The organism is Pseudoxanthomonas sp. PXM03 (assembly GCF_014852005.1).
Lineage (GTDB): Bacteria > Pseudomonadota > Gammaproteobacteria > Xanthomonadales > Xanthomonadaceae > Pseudoxanthomonas_A.
Window position 1 is genome coordinate 65,830 of sequence record NZ_JACVAU010000004.1, and the last position, 21,402, is coordinate 87,231.

16 protein-coding genes are annotated in these 21,402 nt (G+C 68.0%); 9 read left to right on the forward strand and 7 right to left on the reverse strand.

Annotated features, from left to right (window positions below; genetic code table 11):
- Window positions 1-38: 38 nt before the first annotated feature.
- From hemF to IB223_RS16570, 3 genes are read right to left on the reverse strand one after another with little or no spacing between them, the layout of a single operon-like run.
- A complete protein-coding gene (hemF, locus tag IB223_RS16560) occupies window positions 39-968 on the reverse strand; it encodes an oxygen-dependent coproporphyrinogen oxidase (protein ID WP_192202859.1) in 930 nt (309 codons plus the stop codon).
- Window positions 969-978: 10 nt separating this feature from the next.
- Complete coding sequence (locus IB223_RS16565; protein ID WP_192202860.1) at window positions 979-1,548, reverse strand: hypothetical protein; 570 nt, start codon at window positions 1,546-1,548, stop codon at window positions 979-981.
- Between the two features lie 3 nt (window positions 1,549-1,551).
- The gene (locus tag IB223_RS16570; RefSeq protein ID WP_192202861.1) at window positions 1,552-3,918 is read right to left on the reverse strand and encodes a S9 family peptidase; all 2,367 of its coding nucleotides are present in this window, start codon (window positions 3,916-3,918) and stop codon (window positions 1,552-1,554) included.
- Between the two features lie 162 nt (window positions 3,919-4,080).
- On the opposite strand from IB223_RS16570, the gene IB223_RS16575 reads away from it, so the two are divergent.
- Together IB223_RS16575 and IB223_RS16580 are read left to right on the forward strand one after the other, a co-directional pair.
- Window positions 4,081-4,338: a YcgL domain-containing protein gene (locus IB223_RS16575; protein ID WP_192202862.1), complete on the forward strand. Its 258-nt coding sequence runs from the start codon at window positions 4,081-4,083 to the stop codon at window positions 4,336-4,338.
- Window positions 4,331-7,627 carry an ankyrin repeat domain-containing protein gene (locus tag IB223_RS16580; protein ID WP_192202863.1) on the forward strand — a complete coding sequence of 1,099 codons (3,297 nt, stop codon included), beginning with the start codon at window positions 4,331-4,333 and terminating at the stop codon, window positions 7,625-7,627. Before IB223_RS16575 ends, IB223_RS16580 begins: the two co-directional genes overlap by 8 nt.
- Here the strand turns inward: IB223_RS16580 and IB223_RS16585 are convergent.
- The gene (locus tag IB223_RS16585) at window positions 7,624-9,420 is read right to left on the reverse strand and encodes a monovalent cation:proton antiporter-2 (CPA2) family protein (protein WP_192202864.1); all 1,797 of its coding nucleotides are present in this window, start codon (window positions 9,418-9,420) and stop codon (window positions 7,624-7,626) included. The two genes, IB223_RS16580 and IB223_RS16585, sit on opposite strands and share 4 nt — an antisense overlap.
- Window positions 9,421-9,497: 77 nt before the next feature.
- On the opposite strand from IB223_RS16585, the gene IB223_RS16590 reads away from it, so the two are divergent.
- A complete protein-coding gene (locus IB223_RS16590) occupies window positions 9,498-10,349 on the forward strand; it encodes an energy transducer TonB (RefSeq protein ID WP_192202865.1) in 852 nt (283 codons plus the stop codon).
- A 119-nt stretch (window positions 10,350-10,468) separates the two neighbouring features.
- Here the strand turns inward: IB223_RS16590 and IB223_RS16595 are convergent, their stop codons facing one another.
- Window positions 10,469-11,329, reverse strand: coding sequence for a DUF2306 domain-containing protein (locus IB223_RS16595; protein ID WP_192202866.1), 861 nt, complete (start codon window positions 11,327-11,329; stop codon window positions 10,469-10,471).
- Window positions 11,330-11,510: 181 nt separating this feature from the next.
- Between IB223_RS16595 and IB223_RS16600 the strand changes: the two genes are divergently transcribed.
- Together IB223_RS16600 and IB223_RS16605 are read left to right on the forward strand one after the other, a co-directional pair.
- Window positions 11,511-13,481, forward strand: a complete 1,971-nt coding sequence (locus IB223_RS16600) for a winged helix-turn-helix domain-containing protein (RefSeq protein ID WP_192202867.1) — start codon at window positions 11,511-11,513, stop codon at window positions 13,479-13,481.
- 195 nt (window positions 13,482-13,676) lie between these two features.
- On the forward strand, window positions 13,677-14,543 hold the full coding sequence (locus IB223_RS16605; RefSeq protein WP_192202868.1) for a protein tonB: 867 nt from the start codon (window positions 13,677-13,679) through the stop codon (window positions 14,541-14,543).
- A 95-nt stretch (window positions 14,544-14,638) separates the two neighbouring features.
- Here the strand turns inward: IB223_RS16605 and rho are convergent, their stop codons facing one another.
- Window positions 14,639-16,327 carry a transcription termination factor Rho gene (gene rho / locus IB223_RS16610; RefSeq protein ID WP_192202869.1) on the reverse strand — a complete coding sequence of 563 codons (1,689 nt, stop codon included), beginning with the start codon at window positions 16,325-16,327 and terminating at the stop codon, window positions 14,639-14,641.
- A gap of 213 nt (window positions 16,328-16,540) precedes the next feature.
- Window positions 16,541-16,882, reverse strand: coding sequence for a thioredoxin TrxA (gene trxA / locus IB223_RS16615; RefSeq protein ID WP_055939299.1), 342 nt, complete (start codon window positions 16,880-16,882; stop codon window positions 16,541-16,543).
- Window positions 16,883-17,107: 225 nt separating this feature from the next.
- Here trxA and rhlB point away from each other — a divergent pair, with 225 nt between their 5' ends.
- From rhlB to IB223_RS16635, 4 genes are all read left to right on the forward strand, one after another.
- On the forward strand, window positions 17,108-18,805 hold the full coding sequence (rhlB, locus tag IB223_RS16620; protein WP_192202870.1) for an ATP-dependent RNA helicase RhlB: 1,698 nt from the start codon (window positions 17,108-17,110) through the stop codon (window positions 18,803-18,805).
- A 104-nt stretch (window positions 18,806-18,909) separates the two neighbouring features.
- Window positions 18,910-19,596: a cell division ATP-binding protein FtsE gene (gene ftsE / locus IB223_RS16625; protein ID WP_192202871.1), complete on the forward strand. Its 687-nt coding sequence runs from the start codon at window positions 18,910-18,912 to the stop codon at window positions 19,594-19,596.
- Window positions 19,593-20,537, forward strand: coding sequence for a permease-like cell division protein FtsX (ftsX, locus tag IB223_RS16630; RefSeq protein ID WP_192202872.1), 945 nt, complete (start codon window positions 19,593-19,595; stop codon window positions 20,535-20,537). Before ftsE ends, ftsX begins: the two co-directional genes overlap by 4 nt.
- Window positions 20,538-20,551: 14 nt before the next feature.
- Window positions 20,552-21,391, forward strand: coding sequence for a response regulator (locus IB223_RS16635; RefSeq protein ID WP_192202873.1), 840 nt, complete (start codon window positions 20,552-20,554; stop codon window positions 21,389-21,391).
- The last annotated feature ends 11 nt before the right edge of the window (window positions 21,392-21,402 follow it).

A 21,402-nucleotide genomic window follows, 5' to 3' on the forward strand; every position in this document is an offset into this window, starting at 1 on the left:
GCGGTCGCGACTCACGTCGCTCCTACAGAAGAGCAGGCTCAGGCGAACTCGCCCAGCCAATCACGCGGGCGCAAGTAGTCTGCAAGCTTCTGCTCGTCGCTGCCGTCTTCCGGGGCGTAGCCGTATTCCCAGCGCACCAGGGGGGGCAGGCTCATCAGGATGGACTCGGCGCGCCCACCACTCTGCAGGCCGAACAGTGTGCCGCGGTCGTAGACCAGGTTGAACTCGACGTAGCGGCCACGACGATACAGCTGGAACTGCCTTTCGCGTTCGCCATAGGGCGCGTCCTTGCGACGGGCGACAATCGGCAGGTAGGCGTCGAGGAAACCGTCGCCGACGGCGCGCAGGTAACCGAAGTCGCGCTCGAAATCCCCGCTCAGATCGTCGAAGAACAGACCGCCCACGCCACGCGTCTCGTTGCGGTGCTTGAGGAAGAAATATTCGTCGCACCAGCGCTTGTGTGCGTCGTAACGCGCCTGGCCGCCGAAGGGCTCGCACAGGTCGTGTGCGGTCCGGTGCCAGTGATGCACATCCTCGTCGACCGGATAGAACGGGGTCAGGTCGAAGCCGCCGCCGAACCACCATGCCACGGTCTCGCCGTCGCGTTCTGCGCGGAAATGGCGGACGTTGGCGTGCGTGGTGGGCAGGTGGGGGTTGCGGGGGTGGAACACCAGCGACACCCCAACCGCGCGCCAGGAGGCGCCTGCAAGTTCAGGCCGATGCGCCGACGCCGAGGGCGGCAACCGGTCACCGGATACATCGGAGAAACCGATGCCTGCCTGCTCGAACACCGCGCCGTCGCGCAGCACGCGGGTGCGTCCGCCGCCGCGGATCGGCGACGCATCGCCGGGTGGCCGTGCCCATGCATCCTCCTGGAAGCGCGCGCTGCCATCGGCGGCTTCGATGGCGGCACAGATGCGGTCCTGCAGGTCGGTCAGATAATCGCGGACGGGCTTGATGTCGTTCATGCCACGTATTCTACCGGGGCGTCCGGATCATCCCGAATTCCGCCCGCACGTCGCGCCTGCACAATTGCCAGACCACCAGGCCGTGCAGCACGGCGAACGCGAGGGCGGTCGCCCAGAGCATGGCCAGCGCCAGCAGTCGCAAGCCGGCCAGTTCGTTCCGCATCTCTTCCGTGCCGGGCTGGGGTGGAAGCGACTGGATCCAGGAAAAAGCGGCGTCGATCACCGCGATGCCGGCGAAATTGGCCGCCGCCCCCACCACCATGAAGAACACGAAACCCCACCAGCCCCAGGCACGGCGACGGAGCAGGCCCACCGCAACCGCCAGGAAGGCGACGCAGACGCCCAGGAAGCCGACGGCGATCGCGGTCAGGTGCGTGAGCACCCACAGCGCGAGTGCGGGGGTCGACCGCGAAGCCAGGAAGCCCAGCACCGTCTCGGTATCCACCTGCCCGAGCAACAGCCACGCCGCGATCACCTGCATCGCCGCGTACAGCGTGGCGACGATGCCCATGGCGATCGACACCTTCGCCGTGACGGTGACGAAGCCGGCGCGGGCCATGGTGTTCGGTGAAGACGCCATCGCCTACTTGAGGGTCTGCTCGAACAGCTTCAGCACGCGCTTGTACTCATCCAGCCACGAGTCCGAGCGGGTGAAGCCATGGCGCTCCAGCGGATATGCCGCCAGTTCCCAGTTGTCCTTGCGCAGTTCGATCAGCTTCTGCGTCAGCACGACGGAGTCCTTGAAGAACACGTTGTCGTCGATCATGCCGTGCGCGATCAGCAGGTGGTCCTGCAGTCCGGCGGCGTATTCGATCGGCGACGAGGTGCGGTAGGCCTCGGGATCCAGCTCGGGCGTGTTGAGGATGTTGCTGGTGTACTCGTGGTTGTACTGGGTCCAGTCCACCACAGGGCGCAGCGCGGCGCCGGCCTTGAATTTGCCGGGCTCGCGGAATAGCGCCATGAACGTCATGAAGCCGCCGTAGCTGCCGCCGTAGATGCCGGCGCGGCCGCGGTCGCCCTGCTTCTGCTCGACCAGCCAGTCCAGTCCATCGAGATAGTCCTCGAGTTCCGGATGGCCCATGTTGCGGTAGATCGCGGTGCGCCAGTCGCGGCCGTAGCCCTCGCTGGCCCGGTAGTCCAGGTCGAGCACGATGTAGCCGCGCTCCACCAGCAGGTGGTGGAACATCTGTTCGCGGAAATAGTTGGGATAGCGCGCGGTGACGTTCTGCAGATAACCCGCGCCATGCACGAACATCACGATGGGGTAGCGCTTGCCGGGTTCCATCGTCTTCGGGCCGTAGTACTTGCCCCAGACCACGCCGGCGCCATGCTTCGACGGCACCTGCACGTACTGCGGCTCGATCCATTCGCGCGCCTTGAACGCCGCGCTGCGGGTGTCGGTGAGCGGCTTCGGCGTGCCGCCGTCCACGCCCACGACGGACAGTTGGGCCGGCGTGTAGCTGCGGGAGTGGCGGACCAGCAGCTGGCGTCCGTCGGGCGATGCACTGAAACTCTCCACGCCGTCCAGCGCGGTGACTTCGCGAAGGCCGTTGCTGGCAAGGTCGAGCTTGCAGACTTCGTAGTCACCCGGCCAGTCGCGGTTGCACAGGAAGAGGAATCCGTTGCCGTCGGGCGTGATCTCCGGTTCCGACACTTCCCATTTGCCGGAAGTGCGTGCGCGTGGCTTCTCGTTGCCGGTCGCCGTATACAGGTGGGCGTAGCCGGATTCTTCCGACAGCAGCCACAGCGTGCGGTTGTCCGGCAGCCAGCCGAACTGGTTGAAACCCCAGTTGATCCACGCATCGTCGGTCAGACGGTGGCGTGGCAGCAGGCGGGCGCCCGGCAGGTCGACCGTGGCGATCCAGCGATCCTTGTTGTCGATGGCATGCACCTGCACCGCGACCTGCGTGCCGTCGTTCGTCCAGGCGATCGCGCTGCCGTTGCTGTCGTTCTCCACGCGCACGTCGCGGTTGCCCTTCTGGGGCTCCTTGCCGGCCTTCTTGCGCAGCGCGGCCAGGGGATCCTTGTCGATGCCCGGCAACGGATCGAAGGCGAGCGGCTTCACGCTGCCATCGGCCAGGTCCACGCGCCACAGGGCGTGCGGCAGCGGCGCATTGCGACCCACGCGCGTGCGCACATCCTGGAACTCTTCATAGCCGGATTCGGTGACGTATTTCGGCATCTTGCCGCCCTGGCCGGCATCGGCCCCCTTCTTGCGGGTCACCACCAGCAACCAGCGGCCATCGGGAGAAAGCGAACTGCTTTCGATCTCCACCTCGGCGCCCAGGTAGACCGGGGCGGGCGCGCGGGTGGGGTCCGCCTTGCGCCAGGCTTCCGCCTGCTTCTGCGCGGTTTCGCGCTGGGCACGGTCGTCGGCCAGCGTGCGGATCGTGCGCAGTTGCTGCTCGCGCAGGGCGTCGGCCTTCGGTGCGGCCAGCGGATCGCGTTCCGCCTTGAGTTCGGCGACCGTCGTCGTGCCGGTGCCTGCGGCCCAGCGATACCACGTGCTGCCCACGCGCCAGATCACGGCGCCGTCATGGGTGAAGCGTGCCTGCTGCTCGGCTTCGTTGGTGCGCGTGACCTGCGTGAGCGTGCCGCTGCGCAGGTCGCGCACGAACAGGTCGCCGTTGCGCGTCAGCAGCATGCGCTGGCGGGTCGCGTCGTAGACGGGATTGCCGGCGTCGAGTCCTGCGCGCTGGTCATCGGCGATGCGCCGCGCGGCGCTGCCGTCCAGTGCCTGCTCGAAGGTGTCGCGTACCACGCTGGCGTCGCGCTTGAGTTCGTACTGCACCTGCTTGCCGTCCCATGCCCACCACGCGCGCTCGACAGGGGGGCCGATCCAGTCCGGCTCGGCCATCGCCTGTTCGATCGTGAGCGGTGTGGAGGTCTGGGCGTGTGCCGCGGGGACGAGGGCGAACGGCAGCAGCAGGGCAAGCAGGGCGGGGCGCATCAGGCATCCGTTAGTGCGAGGTGAAGGGGCAAGATTACCAGCCCCTCCGCCGCACTCCTGCCGCCGATGGTCATGCATCGCGTGAACGCCGTGCGGGTTTCGCGCATGGGGCATTTCCCGCACAATCCCCGCTTGTCCACTCGCGGGGCGCGATACGCGCGAATGCAAGCCTACGTCTACAAGACCGAGCGCAAGGCCGACACCTTCGTCTACCTGGCGAAGCGCGACGACTTCACCCTCGTGCCCGAGCCGCTGCGTACCCAACTGGGCCCCCTTTCGTTCGTGCTGGAAGTGGCGCTGACCCCCGACCGCAAGCTGGCGCGCGAAGACGCCAAGGTGGTCCGCGAGAACCTGACCGCGCGCGGCTTCCACATCCAGTTCCCGCCCCAAGCCGATCCCACCGTTCGCCCCGATGCCTGATTTCCGGCTGCAGCCCCGTCCTGTCGCCCTGGTCGCCTTGCTGGCGGGCCTGCTGCTGGCCGGCATTGGCGGATGGGTGGGTGGGGTTTTCGCTGCTGTGGCGGCATGGCTGGCGCAACCGGCCGTGGCGCTGGGCGTGTCGTGGCTGCGGGGCACCCGCGTGCTGGCGCCCTCGCGCGCCTGGCGCGAGGACGTGCCGGCCTTGGTGCTGGCGTGGGCGGTCGCCTTCGCGGGTACGGCCCTGCTGCTGGCGTGGCCGCTGGCCTCGTTGCGCGACAGTGGCAGCCTCCCGGCCGCGCTGGGTGTCAGCGCGGTGGTGGGTGCGGTGATCGTCGGGCTGTGGCGGACCTGGCCCCTCTGGCATGGCCTGGAGCGTGATGGCGGCGCCCTGTCCGCGCACTGGCGTGGCCTGGTCGAACGCGACTTCCATGCGTGGCGCGGCCTGGCGGTGGCGACGCTGTTGATGCTCGCCGTGGCCGGTGGCCTTTCCCTGGCATGGACGGACCTGGTGCCGGACGCTGCGCGTACCGGTGCCGCCGTGGCGTATGCCCTGCTGTTGCCACTGGTGCACTGGGGCGTGCAACGGCTGGACGGAGCCGGCGTGCTGCCCGTCGTGGAAATGCCCGGGAGCGACGCCGTTGCCCCCCACGCAACGGACGTGGAGGAAGCGCCTGGACACGGCTTGGACCTGGAGCAGGCGTTGTTCGATGCCGCCCGCGCCGGACGCGTGGACCGCGCGCTGGAACTGATCGAAGCCGGCGCGGATCCGCATGCCGTGCCGGCGGAAGGCTCGCGCGACCAGCGCAGTCTCGGCGCTCTGGCGGCCGTGCTGCCCGACCTGCGCCTGCTGCGCACCCTGATCGCGCACGGGGTGGACCTCAATCATGCGCATGCCGGCGTGACGCCGCTGCTGGCCGCGACGCGCGACAGCTGGCACGGCCGCCCGGACGCGGTCACCACGCTGCTGGCCAACGGCGCCGATCCGCGCATCGCCGACGCGGATGGCAACACGCCGCTGCATCACGCTGCCCGCAGTTCCGATCCCGGCGTGGTCGCATTGCTGCGCGACGCCGCTGCGGAACTGGATGCCTTGAACCATGACGGTCTCACTCCGCTGGGCGTTGCCTGTGTGGCCGGCAACTGGCGGCTGGCGAAATTCCTGCTGGAGCGGGGGGCGCGTCCGGATCCGCAGGGCGGGCAGCCCGTCCTGCTGGCGGCGGCCTCGACCGAAGAAGACGACCCTGCCGGCGTGCAACTGCTCCTCAAGCACAAGGCGAAGGTGGATGCGCGCGATGCCCAGCGCCGCAGCGCGCTGCATGAAGGCGCGTATGCAGGCCATGCGGAAATCGCGGCCTCATTGTTGGCCGCCGGTGCCGATGTGCATGCGCGCGATGCGCAGCAGCGCACGCCCTGGCTGGAAGCCGCGCGGGGAGGGCATCTGGGCGTGCTCGAAAAGCTCGCCGAGGCGGGAGCCGATCGGCAGGCGGTCGACGCGGATCGCAGGAATGCGCTGATGCTCGCGTGCACCGCCGAGCACGCTTCGCCGGCGCTGGTGCGCCGGCTGCGGGAATGGGGCATCGATCCTGAAGCCACCGACGCCCTCGACCGGCGCGCGGTCGATCTCGCCGCCGAAGCGGGGCGCTGGGCGCTGGTCTCGGCCCTGGACCCCGGTTATGCGCTGCCCACCGCCGTGGCGACGGCGGATGATGAAACGCCCCCCGACCGTGCACCGGTGGCACTGCTGCGCGAGGGTTTGGCGAGCGGGCAGGTGGAGGGCATGGAAGCGCTGGCGCGCCTGAGTTCTCGCGATGAGCTCGGTGCCCTGCTCCACGACTCCGAGATGCAGCGTCCGACGCGTCTGGCATGGTTGCTGCGGCAGGGTGCCGATGCCGACCATCGCAACGCGCAGGGCGACACCCTCGCATTCGCCCTGCTGTCCCAGGGGCCTGCGGGCATGCCCGCGTTGGCGACATTGATGTCGCGTGCGGTTTCGCCGGCCGGTGCCGGGGGCTTGGCGCGCTTCATGGCCGCCTGCGCGGCGGACGACCAGGCGGCGCGGACGCTGGAGTCCTGCGCACTGGACCTGCTTGAGCGTGGCGCGGATCCGTTCGCCGCCTCCCCGCAGGGCGATCCTGCGCTGTCGCTGGCGGTGCGCCTGGGTTGGCAACGGGTGCTCGACCGGCTGCTGGATATCGGCGTGGACCGCGAGGCGCGCGACAGCCACGGCATGACCGCGCTGCACCTGGCGGCAGTACTCGGCCGCGAGACCGCGCTGAAACACCTCATTGCCAAGGGTGCGTCGCCCGAGTCGCGCGCGGCCGATGGGCAGACGCCGCTGGGTGTAGCGCTGGCGTGCGGACGCCGTGACCTGGCCGACTGGCTGGACTGGCGCATCTGGTCGCTGCCGCGTCGCGCGCTGCGTCCCGCCGACCTGCCGGCGGCGGCCATGGCGGGTGATCGCGATGCCGTGCGGCGGTTGCTCGATCTCGGCTTTGACGTGGACTCGCCCGACGCCCAGGGCTGCACGGCGTTGCTGCGTGCCGCAGGCGGCGGATTCACGCCCACGGTGGAACTGTTGCTCGCGCGTGGCGCCGATGCGCAGCGTGCCGCCAATACCGGCGCGACGCCGCTGTCGGCTGCGGTGAGCATGCGCCAGGCCGACATCGTCAGTGCATTGCTCGGCGCAGGCGCCGACATCGAATACCGGCTGCCCGGTGGCGTGACCGTGCTGATGCTGGCGGCGGCGCTGGGCCTGCCCGAAATCGTCGCCCGCCTGATCACCGCCGGCGCCAATGTGCATGCCGGCGATGCGCAGGGACTGACGCCGCTGCATTGCGCCGCCCTGTATGGATTCACCGCGCGCGAGAAGCCGCGCCTGGTAGCGTTGCTCGACACCCTGCTGCTGTCCGGCGCGGAATCCGAACAGGTCGCGGCGGGATCGGTGACGCCGCTTCTGTTGCTGCTCGGTTCCCGGGCGGAGCCCGGCACCGCCTGCGACGAGGAGGTCGTGCTGGCCGGCCTGGAACGGCTGCTGGACGAAGACGTTTCGCTGGACGTGCAGGATCCGCGCGGCTTCGGCCCGCTGCACCTGGCGTCGCTGCATGGCCTGCTGCGCGTGGTCAGTCGCCTGCTCCGCGCGGGCGCCGATCCGGAGCTGCGCGATGCCTTGAACCGCACGCCGCGCGAGATCGCGGTGATGCGCGGCTTCATCGACGTGGCGGCGGAATTCGTTCCCGCCACGCCGGGCGCGGGCGCATCGATGGCCCGCTTCCTGCGCGATCGCGGTTAACGTGCCGGCGGCGGAACGTCTTCGCCGGTCGCGTCGGCTTCGAAGAGTTTCTCCAGGTCGCTGATCGCATCGCGCGCGGTCTGGATCACCGCACCGTCGTCGTCGTACACCAGGTACTGGGCGCGCATCAGGCTTTCGTCGTGCTGGCGGAAGCGGCGGGTGTGCTCGGCAGCGGTCTCGGGCGGTATGCCCAGTTCCACCAGGACCTGCTGCGCCATCTCCAGGCTCGATCCCAGCGTTTCGCGATAGGCCTCCGCGCTCAGGTCCATCAGGCGCCACGCGTGCTGCCGGTTGCGCGCCCGCGCCAGTACGCGCGCCTCGGGGAACATGCGTCGGATCAGCCGTGTCGCCTTGATGTTGGTGTCGGGGTCGTCCATCGCCACCACGAAGACCTTCACATGCTGCGCGCCGGCCGACCGCAGCAGGTCGGGGCGCGTCGGGTCGCCGTAGTAAAGCCGGATGTTGCCGAACCGCCGCAGCGTGTCCACCGTCTCGGGACTGTTCTCGAGCGCGACGAACGGGATGCGCTGCGCCGTGAGCAGGCGCGCGACGATCTGGCCGAACCGGCCCATGCCCGCGATCAGGACTTTCGGCTGCTCGTCCGGGATGTCGTCGAAGGCACGGGTCGCCGGTCCGGATCGCCGCACGTGCGCCGGCAGGCGATGCAGGCCCAGCAACAGCACTGGCGTCAGCGCCATCGAGATGCCCACGATGGCGGTCAGCTGGTTGCGCAGTTCGGCGTCCATCAGGCGCACGCGCGCGGCTTCGCTGAACACGACGAAGGCGAACTCGCCGCCCAGCCACAAGGTGCCGGCCAGCATCAGCGCGCCGCGCGGATCCAGCCGTCCCGGCCAGCGCCCGACGCAGAACAGCAGCGTGAACTTCACCGTCAGCAGGATCAGCACGCCGGCGGTGATCAGTTCCGGCTGCTTCACCACCGCGTCCAGGTCGATGTCCATGCCGACGGCGATGAAGAACAGGCCCAGCAGCAGCCCCTTGAACGGATCGATCTGCGATTCCAGTTCGTGGCGGAATTCCGAATCGGACAACAGCACGCCGGCAAGGAACGCACCAAGGCCGGCGCTGAGGTCGGCCAGTTGCATGAACCATGCGATGCCCAGCACCACCAGCAGTGCGGTGGCGGTGAACACTTCGGGCATGCGGGTGCGCGCCACGATGCGGAACAGGTGCCGCAGCAGCAGCCGTCCGCCGACGATCACGATGGCGACGGCGCCGACCGCATGCAGCACCATGGTCCAGGTCAGCGTTTCGTTCTTGGCGCCACCCAGCAGCGGGATGGCGGCAAGCAGGGGAATGGCGACCAGATCCTGGAACAGCAGGATCGCGAAGCCGAGCCGGCCGTGTTCGGTGGTGAGTTCCTTGTGTTCGGACAACAGCTGCAGGCTGACGGCCGTGGACGACAGCGCGAGCCCCAGCCCTATCACCAGCGCGGTCTTCCAGTGATGTTCGAACAGCAGCGCGACCCCGCCCAGCACCAGCGCACTCAGCATCACCTGCAGGCCGCCCGCGCCGAACACCGGCTTGCGCATCACCCGCAGGCGCGACGGCGACAGCTCCAGGCCGATGACGAACAGCATCATCACCACGCCGATCTCGGCCGCATCCAGGATGCGGTCGGCATCCCGCACGAGCGCCAGCCCGTCCGGACCCAACACCACGCCGGCCACCAAATACGCCAGCACGGCCCCCAGGCCAAAGCGCTTGAACACCGGCACCGCGATCACCGCGGCCAGCAGGAACACCAGCGTCAACTCCAGGCCACTACCGTGCATGCATCACCTCGTGCGGATAGTATGCGGCGGACGGAGCCGGATCTGGCCGGGCATTTCCAACGATCAGGGGGCGGACGATGAAGCAGTGGAGTGTCTGGGGCGTCGTGCTCGGGTTGGGATTGATGGTGGTCGCCAATGCTGCAAAGGCCCAGGAAGTCGGCATCGCGAGCAGTCAGGTCGAAATCAGCTTGCTGGTTAAGGGAGAGATCACGATCGGCGAGGATGGCGAGGTTGTGGAATACACGCTCGAAGACCCAGGCAAGCTGCCACCGAGCGTGGTGCAGTTCATTCGTGCCAGTGTGGCGGGGTGGGCATTCGAGCCGCGGCGGGGTACCGCCAATCTGGTCAAGCTTCGCAGCAGGATGAACCTGCTGCTGGTCGCCAGGGAGGTGGAGGGCGGCGACTTCCTCATGCGGTTGCAGGCAGCCAGCTTCATTCCCGAATCAACCGCAGACGGCCAGGCGGTTGCGGCCAGTGGACTGAAACCGCCGCGTTATCCCAAGGAAGCCGCCATCGGCGGAGCCCAGGGAACGGTGTACCTGATCCTCAAGGTTGGGCGCGACGGCCGTGTCCTGGATGTCGTCGCAGAACAGGTGAACCTGCGGTTGCTGGAAAGTGAGAAGAAGATGGCCGAGTTGCGCAAGCTGTTCGCCGATGCATCCATCAGGACGGCCAGGAAATGGCAGTTCGCATCGACGGCGGGTGGCGCGGATGCAGGAGCGGAATTCCGGTCGGTCCGCGTACCCGTGGATTTCAGCCTGGACGAGCCACCGCCCTACGGCGGCTGGACCGCCTACATCCCAGGTCCGCGCGCGAAGGCCGCTTGGGTCGACGAGGAGCTTGCCGGCGATTCACCCGAAGCCATGACGGCGGGAACGCCTCGCCAATTGAGCAAGCAAGGTCTACGCCTGGTGACACCATTGCCATAAGGTGGCTGACGAGGGTTGTGCCAAGAAGATGTGACTCCCCGCCGCGAGGCGTGTCCGGCTGCAGATTGGGAGGCGTCAGCCATGGGCTCGCCAGGGCCAACGTCATCGAAGGGCGTGAATCAACCCGTCACGAAATGTTGCAGGTGCTTCCCGTACTTCCCGGTAGATGTCGCGGTCACCATAGTCACCGCATACGCAAACACCAGCACCACGGCGGCGAGCACCGCAACCGCCAGCCATCTCAGGACGCGATGCGCAGCGATGTGCTTGTGCTGGTTGCGGATGAAGAACTCAGCGATCAGCAGATTGGGAACGAAGAACAGGTACAGGATCGCGTAGTCGAACGGACCGCTGGCGTTGCCTGCGCCCATGCCGAGCCCGCCGGTCAGGTCCTTCCATGCGCGGATCTCGAGGTCGAACACCCATGAGCCCAGCACCATCGCGAACAGTCTGATCGCCCATGCGCGGTGCAGATCGAAACGTTTCGCGCGCGCGTGTACATAGGCCATGACCGCACTCAGCATCATCACCGCGCCCCAGATCGCGAACGCGACGGATGCCGATGGGGTATACGCGCCATGGGTGAGGATGAATGACATGCCCCCGGCGCCCGCCAGGATGCCGGCGGTCACATAGGTCCGCCCCGTCCAGCGATGCACGGCGCGATGGCGGGCGCGGATGCGGGCCGACAACAGGATCGGCCACGCCAGCACCAGCACCGCGCCCATGACGAAATGCAGCCCGATGCCGAGATTGGCGATCCAGTCCTGGGCCGTCGGCATCGCCAGACCCGCGACCAGCGCGCGCCACTGATCGAAATTCCTGTGCGTGGCACCGGCGGCGCGAAGGACGATGTAAGCGCCGAATGCCAGCAGGCCGGCGACGGCGGTGGCCTGGATGACGCGGCCCATCCCGTGGATCAGACGCTGTCCGGTCGCCCCGGGCAATGCGGGGGCCAAGCGCGTGCGCGGTGTATTCATGTGTGCTTCTCTCCCGGCCTGGCGGCGGATCGCTTCCACAGCCGGCAGCGTCCGGATGGAGCACGGGAATGTCGTTAGGAGAATCGCAGGAAGTCGTGAGGGCGCGCCTGTCGGACTCCGGCGTCGCGACTCGGGTCGTGCCTATACTTGAACGAGCGGGCGTCGCCCCGTGGGGGACCGCATGCCGCCGCCTGATCCCAATCCCAGCCGATGGGTCCTGGACGACGTGGTGATCGACTTCGCCGGTCGGCGGCTGATGCGCGCGGGCGGCGAGCAGTCGCTGGAACCCAAGGCCTTCGCCGTGCTCGCGCTGCTGGCAGGTTCGCCCGGCCGGGTGTTCACCCGGGAGGAGCTGTTGGATGCGGTCTGGGGCCATCGCCACGTCACCCAGAGCGCGCTTAACCGGATCATGAGCCTGCTGCGCCAGGCGCTGGGCGAGGACGCACAGCACCCGCGCCTGCTGCATACCGTGTATGGGATCGGCTATCGCTTCGATGCGCCGCCGGTCGATGGCGTCGCAGCGCAAGAAGCGCCGACGGCCGCACCCCGTTTGCGCTGGGTGTGGATCGTGGCCGCGGCGGCCTTGGTGCTGCTGATCGTGGCGGTGACCGCCTGGATGCCGCGCGGCGCCGTTCGCAACACGTCCAGCGTGGCGGCTGGGGCGCAAGCACGGCCTTCGCTGGCCGTCCTGCCGTTCGCCGACCTGTCGCAGGCGCGCGATCAGGCTTACATGGCCGACGGCCTTGCCGAGGAAATCCGCAACCAGTTGGCGCAGTCTCCCGCGTTGCGCGTGGTGGGTCGTACCTCCAGTGCGGCGGTCAACCGCAAGCGCGATGACCCGCGCGCCGTCGGGCATGCGCTTGGTGTGGCCTATCTGCTGGAGGGCAGCGTGCGCCGCGAGGGGAGCGACCTGCGTGTCACCGCACAGTTGATCCGTGCCGATGATGGCTCCCAGCTGTGGTCGAAGACCTACGCGCGCGAACTGCGCGACGTATTCGCCGTGCAGGACGAGGTTGCGCGCGATGTGGCGCGAGCGCTCAGCGTGAAGCTGGATGTGGCCAGGTTCAACCGTGAGCAGGGCGGCACCACGCAGGTCGATGCTTACGAACGATTCCTGCGCTGGCGCAGCATCGTGATGCGCGAGCAGTTCGACTTCGAACACGACCGCCTGCGTCTGCAGCTTGCACGCGAGATGGTGGTGCTGGATGCGCAATGCGTGCTGTGCTGGGATGCGCTCGCGGTTTCGCTGAATGCCATGGCAGAGGAACTCGACGATGTGCAGGCCGATCGGTTGCGTGCAGAGGCGTTGCAGATCCGGAACCATATCGCCCGCATCGCGCCTGAGAGCTGGGTGGCCAGGCGCGACCGGTCCAATGCCTTGTGGCGCGAAGGCAGGCGGGCCGAGGCTATCGCGCTGGCCAGGCAGATCGCCGATGCCGGACCGTTGACCAAGGAGCGCACGTGGGACTACGCCTACATGCTCTATGCAATGGGCCATCTGGAGGACACCATCGCGCTGGTGGAGCAGGTGCGTGCCACCGAACCCAGGGCGCTGTTCCTGTCGCGCGACCTGCAGTACGACTACACCGCCGCGCGTCGCTACCCGGACGCGGAGGCCGAATACCAGCGCGGTCTTCGGCTGGAGGGCAGCCAGCGCGAGCCGGATTACGTGGCTTTTTTCCGCCAGCTCGCGGGCCGGCGGCCCGGAGGGACGCCTGAGCTGCAAGCCCTGCATCGCCGTTTGCTGCGATACGACGGTCTCGATACGCCATTCTTGCACGATCTGGGCGAAGTGCTGGACGATCGGGAGGCGATGCTTGTGCTCGTGCGCCGTGCGCTGGCGGACGATGCTTACGCCGGCGGAGTCGAGGTCGCGTACGTACGCACCAGCGTGGCTGACGCACTGGGGGATGCGGGCCTGGCGGTGAGGTCGTTGCGCAAGGAACTCGAAGCCCGGCCCGGATTCGAGGACGGCACCATGGCGCAACACGCCTACGTCGCCTTCTGGAACGTGCCGTACTCCGGTGCACGCGCGCACCCCGACTTCAAGACGTTGCTCGTGAAAGCCGGCGTGGTCGACTACTGGCGGCAGACTGGCCGGTGGGGCGACGGTTGTGGTCCGGTGGGAGCCGACGATTTCCAGTGCCGATGAGCGCAACCCCCTTTGCTTGGCCGCGCGTTGGCACTTGCACTTGCCTGCCGGAGGCGGTCGTCATCGCGCTTCCCGTCCCTCGTCTTGTGCACAGGGCCGGTTCCGGCCTTGGCCGTGCATGCGTTGTCTCGTGGCGATAGTATGCGGCGGAAGGGCCCGGACCGGGCCGCATTTTCACGGATGAGGGAGAGGATGATGAAGCAAGGAATCATGTGGCGTGCCGCGATCTTGGTTGCCGCCCTGATGCTGGCACAGCCAGCCTTGGCCCAGGGGGCGGCGGCCGTGCGCAAGCAGGTGGAGGCCAGCCTGCGGGTGACCGGATCGATCACCATCGCCACCGATGGCAGCGTCGAGCGCGTGGAGCTGGATGCGCCGGACGCGTTGCCCAAGGGCATCGCGGCGTTCGTCGGCGGCAATGTCGCGGCGTGGCGCTTCGAACCCGTGCTGGTGGATGGCAAGCCACGCCGCGCGTTGACGAAAATGAGTGCGCTGGTGGTGGGCAAGTCGATAGGTGATGACCAGATGCAGGTGTCCATCCGCGGCGCGGATTTCGGCGACTATGCAGCGATTCCCGAGGCCGAGCGCGTTGTTGCGCTCAAACTCAAGCCGCCGAGCTACCCGGCCGGTCCGGCCCGGAGTGGTGCACAGGGCACCGCCTATCTGCTGGTCAAGGTCGAGCGTGACGGCAGCGTCGGCGAAGTGGCGACCGAGCAGGTCAATCTGCGCATCGTCACCAACGAGGCGCAGATGAACCAGTATCGCGAACGTTTCGCCACCGCCGCGATGGCGGCGGCCCGGACATGGACGTTCACCCCGCCGACCGCAGGCGAGGAGGCAACGCAACCGTACTGGGTGGTGCGTGTGCCCGTGGACTTCACCTTCAGCGGCCAGCAGCGCCAGGGCAAGTGGGAGGTTTACGTACCCGGCCCGCGATCACGTCCGATCTGGGCGCCGGATGAAGATCAACCGGGGTTCGCCCCTGGCGCGCTCGCCGAGGGTGGCGTCCACCTTGCCGGCAACAAGAGCGGCCCCCGGCTGCTGACCCCACTGGATGGCGCCTAGCATAGCGTGAAGGCCATTCGCGCCCGATACGCGCGTGGAAGCCAACGAAAAAGCCCCGCATCGCGGGGCTTTTTCTTGTCTGCTGTCGGAGCGGTTCAGCGCTTCATCGAGCTGAAGAACTCGTCGTTGGACTTCGTGTTCTTCATCTTGTCCAGCAGGAACTCCATCGCCGCGATCTCGTCCATGGGGTGCAGCAGCTTGCGCAGGATCCAGATCTTCTGCAGCAGTTCCGGTTCGATCAGCAGGTCTTCGCGGCGCGTGCCGGAGCGGTTGATGTCGATGGCCGGGTAGACGCGCTTCTCGGTGATGCGGCGGTTCAGATGCACTTCGCTGTTGCCGGTGCCCTTGAACTCTTCGTAGATCACCTCGTCCATCTTGCTGCCGGTCTCGACCAGCGCCGTGGCGATGATGGTCAGCGAGCCGCCTTCCTCGACGTTACGCGCGGCGCCGAAGAATCGCTTCGGGCGGTGCAGGGCGTTGGCGTCCACGCCGCCGGTCAGCACCTTGCCGGAGCTGGGCACGACGTTGTTGTAGGCGCGGGCCAGGCGGGTGATCGAGTCCAGCATGATCACCACGTCCTTCTTGTGCTCGACCAGGCGCTTGGCGCGTTCGATCACCATTTCGGCAACCTGCACGTGGCGGGCGGCCGGTTCGTCGAAGGTCGAAGACACCACTTCGCCGCGCACGGTGCGCTGCATTTCGGTGACTTCTTCCGGACGCTCGTCCACCAGCAGCACGATCAGGTGCACGTCCGGGTGGTTGGTCGTGATGGCGGTGGCGATCTGCTGCATCATGATCGTCTTGCCCGCCTTGGGCGGCGACACGATCAGCGCGCGCTGGCCTTTGCCCTGCGGTGCCATCAGGTCGAGGATGCGGCCGGCGATGTCTTCCGACGAGCCGTTGCCGCGCTCCAGGGTGAAGCGGCGGCGCGGGAACAGCGGCGTCAGGTTCTCGAACAGGACCTTGTTCTTCGATGCTTCCAGCGGCTCGCCATTGATCGTGTCGATGGTCGACAGCGCGAAGTAGCGCTCGCCATCCTTCGGCCAGCGGATGCGGCCGGCCAGGTGGTCGCCGGTGCGCAGGTTGAAGCGGCGGATCTGGCTGGGACTGATGTACACGTCGTCCGGGCCGGCCAGGTAGCTGGCCTCGGCCGCGCGCAGGAAGCCGAAGCCGTCCGGCAGGATTTCCAGCACGCCGTCGGCGGCCACGCCTTCGCCATGGCGGGTCAGCACCTTCAGCAGCGCGAAGATCACGTCCTGCTTGCGGGCGCGGGCGACGCCTTCCTGGATGTTCAGCTGCTCGGCGATGTCCAGCAGCTTGGGCGCGGGCATGCGCTTGAGGTCGCCCAGCGAGTACTGCGGGAAGCCCTCCGGCACGTTCGGCATGGCGCGGGGGACGAAGGTGTTGTCCTGACCGTTGCCGTTGCCGTCCTGCGGCAGGCCGTCGTTGCCCTGGCGATCACGGTTGCGCTCGCGGCGGTTGCGGAAGCGGTCGCGGCGGTTGTTGTTGTTGAAGCGGCCGTCGCGCTGGTCGCCGCCTTCCTGCTGCTGGCCGCCGGCCTGGGTCTGCGGCGCATGCGCGCCGCCGCCGCCGTCATGTGACTCGACGGACGGCGCGGGGGTAGGCGGGCGCTCGTTGGTCACCGGCGGCAGCGGGAGCTGCGGCGCCGGGTCGATGCGCTCTGCCGGTGCGGCGGCGGTATCGGCGGGCGTGGTCTTCGGGACACGGGCTTTGCGCACGCGCTTTTCGGCGGGAGCGCCGGTTTCGTTGCTGCTGTCGGACAAGGTGCGATTCCTCGCTAGGTGGCGAGCGCCGGCGTTGCGGCGGCGGGGTGAAGTGAAGAGTGGGTATTCAGATCAGATGGGTGCGGCGCATCCCCTGCGCCGGATTTCGGGTTCGACACTACCACCGGCCCGGGAGGGCGGCAAGCCGCGTGGGGGCGATGGGTTCAAGCGGATTCAGCCTGGGCCCCCGCCTGGACGGGGGCTCACGGGGCATCAGGCGGCCTGGGTGCCCAGGGCCTTGTCGATCATCTGGGTCAGCTGCCCCTTGCCGACGGCGCCGATCTGGGTGGCCTGGATCTGGCCATCCTTGAACAGCAGCAGCATCGGGATGGAGCGCACGTGGTACTTGATGGCGGTGGCGCGGTTCTCGTCCACGTTCACCTTGGCGACCTTCAGCTTGCCGCCGTAGGTCTCGGCCAGCTCGTCGAGCACGGGCGAGATCATCTTGCACGGGCCACACCATTCGGCCCAGAAGTCCACCAGTACGGGTTCGCCGGACTGCAGCACGGCAGCATCGAAATCGGCATCGCCGACGTGGGTCACTTTGTCGCTCACGGGGATCTCCTGCGGAGTCCGCGGCCGGGCGCGGACGGGTTCGGGCCGGGACGGCCACCACTATTGGGGTAAACTGGGGCGTTCCGCGACCTTTTCAAGGTTACCCAGGTGGTCGCGCAACCCGGCACAGGGGGCGCAGTGTGCGACGCCGGTACGGCCGATGCAAGCACACCCACCGCATTCATAAGAGACGCGCGCGGAACACAGCGACGCAAAGAAGAAGGCATGAGCGACAAACCGTTAACCGATATCACTTTCTCCTCGTTCGACCTGCATCCGGCGCTTCTGGCTGGGCTGGAAGCCGCAGGTTTCTCCCGCTGCACGCCCATCCAGGCGATGACGCTCCCGGTTGCCCTCGCGGGCCGCGATGTGGCCGGCCAGGCGCAGACCGGCACCGGCAAGACGCTGGCGTTCCTGGTGGCGGTGATGAACCGCCTGCTGATCCGCCCGGCGCTGGCCGATCGCAAGCCCGAGGATCCGCGCGCGCTGATCCTCGCGCCGACCCGCGAGCTGGCCATCCAGATCCACAAGGATGCGGTGAAGTTCGGCGCCGACCTTGGGCTGCGCTTCGCGCTGGTCTACGGTGGCGTGGACTACGACAAGCAGCGCGAGATCCTGCAGCAGGGCGTGGACGTCATCATCGCCACCCCCGGTCGCCTGATCGACTACGTCAAGCAGCACAAGGTGGTCAGCCTGCACGCCTGCGAGATGTGCGTGCTGGACGAAGCCGACCGCATGTTCGACCTCGGCTTCATCAAGGACATCCGCTTCCTGCTGCGGCGCATGCCCGAACGCACCACACGGCAGACACTGCTGTTCTCGGCCACGCTGTCGCACCGCGTGCTGGAGCTGGCCTACGAGCACATGAACGAGCCCGAGAAGCTCGTTGTCGAGACCGAGTTCATCACCGCGGCCAGGGTGCGCCAGAAGCTCTACTACCCGGCCGATGAAGAAAAGATCCCGCTGCTGATCGGCCTGCTGTCGCGCAGCGAAGGCGCGCGCACCATGGTGTTCGTCAACACCAAGGCGTTCGTCGAGCGCGTGGCGCGCGCGCTGGAACGGGCCGGCTACCGCGTCGGCGTGCTGTCCGGCGACGTGCCGCAGAAGAAGCGCGAATCGTTGCTGAGGCGATTCCAGGCCGGCCAGCTCGAATTGCTGGTGGCCACCGACGTGGCCGCGCGCGGCCTGCACATCGATGGCGTGTCGCACGTGTTCAACTACGACCTGCCGTTCGATGCCGAGGACTATGTGCATCGCATCGGCCGTACCGCGCGCCTGGGCGCCGAGGGCGATGCGATCAGCTTCGCCTGCGAGCGCTATGCGATGTCGTTGCCCGACATCGAGGCCTACATCGAACAGAAGATCCCGTCCGAGCCGGTCACCGCCGAGCTGCTGACCGCGCTGCCGCGTCCGGAGCGTCCGAAGCCGGCAGCGGGCGAGGGCGATGACGAAGAAGAAAGCGTCAGCCAGATCTTCCGCGAGGCCCGCGAACAGAAGGCGGCCGACGAAGAGCGTCGTGGCGGTGGCCGCAAGCCCGGTGGATCCGGTGGCGCGGGTCGTCGCGAAGGTGCTCGCCGCGACGGTCCGCGTTCGGCCGATGGCAAGCCGCGTCCGCCGCGCGCACCGCGTCCGCCACGCCCCGAAGGCGAGGTTGTCGTCGCTGTGGCGGCCGCAGCGGCACCGGCGGCGCATCCTGTCGAAGTGGCGCGTCCCGAGGCTGCCGCGTTGCCGGAAGGCGAGCGCAAGCCGCGCAAGCGCCGCCGTCGTCGCCACGGCCGTCCGCTCGAAGGGGCCGAGGGCGCCGTGGCGAACGTCGCGCCGTCCGCACCGAAGCCCGCGTCCGCACCGAAGCCGGCCGACGAGAACGCGGGTTTCCTGACGCGGCTCGGACGCAAGATCCGCTCGCTGGTGTCCGGCGGCTGAGTCGCGTCGCTGCGCGTGAGGAGAAGAAGCCGGGCATGTCCCGGCTTCTTCTTTTGTGCGGCGGCATCGCCAGTGTCTTGATCGGTCCGGCATAATCGACGGACATGAGCGTCCTTCGATTCGAAAACGTCAGCAAGCAATACCCCGGTGGCCATGCGGCACTGGAGGACGTCAGCTTCGAGGTGGCCGAGGGCGAGATGCTGTTCGTCACCGGCCATTCCGGCGCCGGCAAGAGCACCCTGCTGAAGCTGATCCACCTGAGCGAGCGGCCCAGCCGCGGTGCGGTGGTGTTCGGTGGCAGGAACCTGCTGAAGGTCCGTGGCGGGCGTATTCCGCTGCATCGCCGTGACGTGGGCGTGGTCTATCAGGACCACCGGTTGCTGACCGACCGCACGGTGATGGAGAACGTCTCGCTGCCGCTGATCCTGCGCGGCGACCGCCGGGGCGACATCGGCAAGCGCGTGCGCGAAGTGCTGGCGCGGCTGGGCCTGGGCCATCGCGAGAAGGCGCTCCCCACCCAGCTGTCCGCCGGCGAGCAGCAGCGCGTGGGCATCGCGCGCGCCATCGTCGCCGAGCCGCGCCTGCTGGTGGCCGACGAACCGACCGGCAACCTGGACCCCACGCTGGCGGCCGAAATCATGTCGCTGTTCGCATCCATGCCGGAACGTGGCACCAGCGTGCTGGTGGTCAGCCATGACTTGTCGCTGCTCAAGCGGATGAAGAAGCGCGTGCTGATCCTCGACCACGGCAAGCTGGTCGACGACATCTCGCCTGCGGACCTGGCCGAATGAGCGATCTCGAGAACACCCGCGTGCGGCGGCGCTCCGGCGCCGGCATCTGGCTGGACCAGCATCTCTACAGCTTCGTTTCGAGCCTCGGCCGTGCGGTGCGGCGCCCATGGGCCACGCTGCTGACCATCGGTGTGATGGCGGTGGCATTCGTGCTGCCGCTGGGCCTGTGGCTGGCCCTGCAGAACGTGGGCCACTTCGCGGGCGATGTGCAACAGTCGCGCGAGATCGATCTCTTCCTCGCGCCGGAGACACAGGTTGCACGTGCGCAGGCGTTGGCCGAGGAATTGCGCGCGCGCGCCGATGTCGCCAGCGTGGCGGTACGTACGCCCGAAGAGGGCCTGGCCGAATTCCGCGAGCGCAGCGGGTTGAGCGCGTCGCTGGACCTGCTCGATGGCAATCCGCTGCCCAGCCTGTTGGTAGTCGTGCCCGAAGGCGACGAGGCGCGGCTTGTCGCTGCGCTCGAAGCCTTGCCGGAAACCGATCTGCTGCAGCACGACGCGGCATGGCGCGAGCGCCTGGCCGGGTGGATGGGCTTCGGCAAGCGACTGGTCTGGGTGCTCGCTGCGCTGTTCGGACTGGGTGCTTTGCTGGTGGTGGGCAACACGGTGCGCCTGGACATCCAGTCGCGGCGCGAGGAAATCGGCGTACTGCAGTTGCTGGGCGCCAGTGATGGCTTCATTCGACGTCCGTTCGTCTACCTGGGCGCCTGGTACGGCCTGGCCGCAGGCGCGTTGGCGCTGGGCCTGCTGACGTTGGCGGCATTGGCGCTGCAGGCGCCGCTGGCTGCGCTGGTGCGCAGCTACGGCAGCCCGTTCTCGCTGGTCGGGCTGGACCCGCTTGGCGCGACGGCCGTCGTGGCGGCGGCTACGGTCATCGGCTGGGTGGGGGCATGGCTGGTGACAGGCCACTTCTTGCGTCAGACTCGACCGACTGAAACCTGAGATTCCTCCCCTTCATGGCCCAAGAGCTCCGGCACCTGATCAGCGACGCGCCCCGCGTGATGGTGGTGGACGGGTCCAAGCTGGTCCGCAAGCTGATTGCCGACGTGCTGCAGCGCGAGTTGCCGGGGGTGCAGGTGATCGGCTGCTCGAGCGTCGCCGAAGCGCGCAATGCACTGGCGGGTGGCGAAGTGCACCTGGTGACGACGGCGCTCGCACTGCCTGATGGCGACGGACTGGAGATCGCGCGCAGCGTGCGCGAGGCGGCGGGACAGGCGTACGTGCCGGTGATCGTGGTCTCCGGCGATGCCCAGCAACATCTCGAAGAGCGTCGCTTCACCGAGTTCGTCACCGATTACTTCGACAAGTCGCTCGGCCACGAAGCACTTGCGACCTTCATCCGGGGTTACGTGCAGCCCGAACCGATCGTGGGCGCCACGATCCTGTACATCGAAGACAGCCGCGTCGTCGCCGAGACCACGCGGCGCATGCTGGAGCGCCAGTCGCTCAACGTGGTGCACGTGCTGAAGGCCGAGGACGCGTTCGCCCTGCTCACGGCGGAATCATTGGGCCTGTCCACGCACAAGTTCGATCTGGTGCTCACCGACGTCATCCTGAAGGGCGAGTTGAGCGGTCGCGACATCGTGCAGCGCATCCGCGTGGACTTCGCCTACGGCAAGCGGCGGTTGCCGATCCTGGTGATGACCGGCGACAGCAACCGCGACAACCAGGCCGAGTTGTTGCAGGCCGGCGCCAACGACCTGGTGCTGAAGCCCATCGCCGAACGCCTGCTGGTGACCAAGGTGCTGTTCCAGCTGCGCCTCGCGCGCATGGACGAATCCCGCAGCCTGGTCTGAGGCGCGCGCGA

Coding starts and splice junctions, on each gene's coding strand:
- IB223_RS16570 (WP_192202861.1), bottom strand. CDS start 3,918: ATGCGCCCCGCCCTGCTTGCCCTGCTGCTGCCGTTCGCCCTCGTCCCC.
- IB223_RS16590 (WP_192202865.1), top strand. CDS start 9,498: ATGAAGCAGTGGAGTGTCTGGGGCGTCGTGCTCGGGTTGGGATTGATG.
- IB223_RS16595 (WP_192202866.1), bottom strand. CDS start 11,329: ATGAATACACCGCGCACGCGCTTGGCCCCCGCATTGCCCGGGGCGACC.
- IB223_RS16635 (WP_192202873.1), top strand. CDS start 20,552: ATGGCCCAAGAGCTCCGGCACCTGATCAGCGACGCGCCCCGCGTGATG.
- IB223_RS16565 (WP_192202860.1), bottom strand. CDS start 1,548: ATGGCGTCTTCACCGAACACCATGGCCCGCGCCGGCTTCGTCACCGTC.
- IB223_RS16575 (WP_192202862.1), top strand. CDS start 4,081: ATGCAAGCCTACGTCTACAAGACCGAGCGCAAGGCCGACACCTTCGTC.
- hemF (WP_192202859.1), bottom strand. CDS start 968: ATGAACGACATCAAGCCCGTCCGCGATTATCTGACCGACCTGCAGGAC.
- IB223_RS16600 (WP_192202867.1), top strand. CDS start 11,511: ATGCCGCCGCCTGATCCCAATCCCAGCCGATGGGTCCTGGACGACGTG.
- rhlB (WP_192202870.1), top strand. CDS start 17,108: ATGAGCGACAAACCGTTAACCGATATCACTTTCTCCTCGTTCGACCTG.
- ftsE (WP_192202871.1), top strand. CDS start 18,910: ATGAGCGTCCTTCGATTCGAAAACGTCAGCAAGCAATACCCCGGTGGC.
- ftsX (WP_192202872.1), top strand. CDS start 19,593: ATGAGCGATCTCGAGAACACCCGCGTGCGGCGGCGCTCCGGCGCCGGC.
- IB223_RS16605 (WP_192202868.1), top strand. CDS start 13,677: ATGAAGCAAGGAATCATGTGGCGTGCCGCGATCTTGGTTGCCGCCCTG.
- IB223_RS16580 (WP_192202863.1), top strand. CDS start 4,331: ATGCCTGATTTCCGGCTGCAGCCCCGTCCTGTCGCCCTGGTCGCCTTG.
- IB223_RS16585 (WP_192202864.1), bottom strand. CDS start 9,420: ATGCACGGTAGTGGCCTGGAGTTGACGCTGGTGTTCCTGCTGGCCGCG.